This is a genomic window from Cupriavidus sp. UYPR2.512 (assembly GCF_000379565.1).
GTDB lineage: Bacteria > Pseudomonadota > Gammaproteobacteria > Burkholderiales > Burkholderiaceae > Cupriavidus.
The window spans coordinates 1-1,297 of record NZ_KB903110.1; the positions used below are offsets into that span (position 1 = coordinate 1).

The following is a 1,297-nucleotide window of genomic DNA, read 5'->3' on the forward strand; positions in this document are numbered from 1 at the left end:
CCTGTCGGACCTGTGGTCCATCCTTGATTTCACGCATCCGGGCTTGCTGGGCTCGGCGAAGGAATTTGCCGAATTCAGCAAGCGTCTGGCGAAAGCCGAGCACTTCGGCCCGCTTCGCTCGCTCGTGCGGCCGTACATTCTGCGCCGCCTGAAGACGGACAAGCACGTCATCGCCGATCTACCGGAAAAGACCGAACTCAAAGCCTGGTGCCACCTGAGCCCGGTGCAGGCCGCGCTGTACGAGCGGGCGGTCCAGGACCTGGCCGCCGCGCTGGACGGTGCGCAAGGCATCGAACGCAAAGGTCTTGTATTGAGCTACTTGATGCGTTTCAAGCAAATATGCAACCATCCGTCCCAGTGGCTTGGCGACGCGGCATGGAAACCCGAGGCCAGCGGCAAGTTCGCCCGCCTGCGGGAACTGGTCGACGTGATTGCCGCAAAACAGGAAAAAGTGTTGGTCTTTACGCAGTTTCGCGAAACCACCGAGCCCCTGGCTGCGTTTCTGGGATCGCTGTTTGGTCGGGAGGGCTTGATTCTGCATGGCGGCACCCCAGTCGGGAAGCGGCGCGAGCTGGTGAGACAATTTCAGGAAGACGAGCTGACCCCCTTCTTTGTGCTCTCGCTCAAGGCGGGCGGGGCGGGATTAAACCTCACGGCCGCCTCCCACGTGATTCATTTCGATCGCTGGTGGAATCCGGCCGTGGAGAATCAGGCGACGGACCGGGCCTTTCGTATCGGCCAGCGCAAAAACGTGCTGGTGCACAAGTTTGTTTGTCGGGGTACGGTCGAGGACCGCATTGACCAGTTGATCGAAGCGAAGCAGCAGTTGGTCAAGGATGTGCTGGAAGGGGGCGCGGAATTGCTGCTCACCGAGATGAGCGATCGCGAATTGCTCGATCTCGTGAAGCTTGACATTCATGCCGCACAGGAAAACTGAGGAGCGCGAGGGCAGAGATGGGGTACGGTTACGAAGGATGGAAGCCATACGTGTCGGTCGCGGAGCGCCGCAGGAAGGCCGAACAACTGGTTGCCAAGGCGATCAAGGCCGGCAAGACGCTGTCGCCCATAATCCCGTATCGTGGGGCCATCGCGAAGACGTTCTGGGGCAAGGCGTGGTGCGATAACCTGGAACGCTACAGCGACTACGACAACCGCTTGCCGCGCGGGCGCACCTACGTGCGTAATGGTTCCGTGATCGATCTGCAAATGACGGCGGGCAAAATACACGCGCAGGTCATGGGGTCAAGCCTCTACACGATCAAGATCGACGTCGCGACCTGTCCCGCTCCGCAGTGGC

General features: G+C 60.5%; 1 protein-coding gene and 1 pseudogene. Both read left to right on the top strand.

The window, feature by feature from the left end:
* Positions 1–937 (top strand): DEAD/DEAH box helicase (locus tag A3A5_RS0122790; RefSeq protein ID WP_018312813.1); only part of this gene is annotated, 937 nt, incomplete at its 5' end.
* Between the two features lie 17 nt (positions 938–954).
* Positions 955–1,297, top strand: a pseudogene (locus A3A5_RS0122795) (hypothetical protein); the annotation flags it as partial.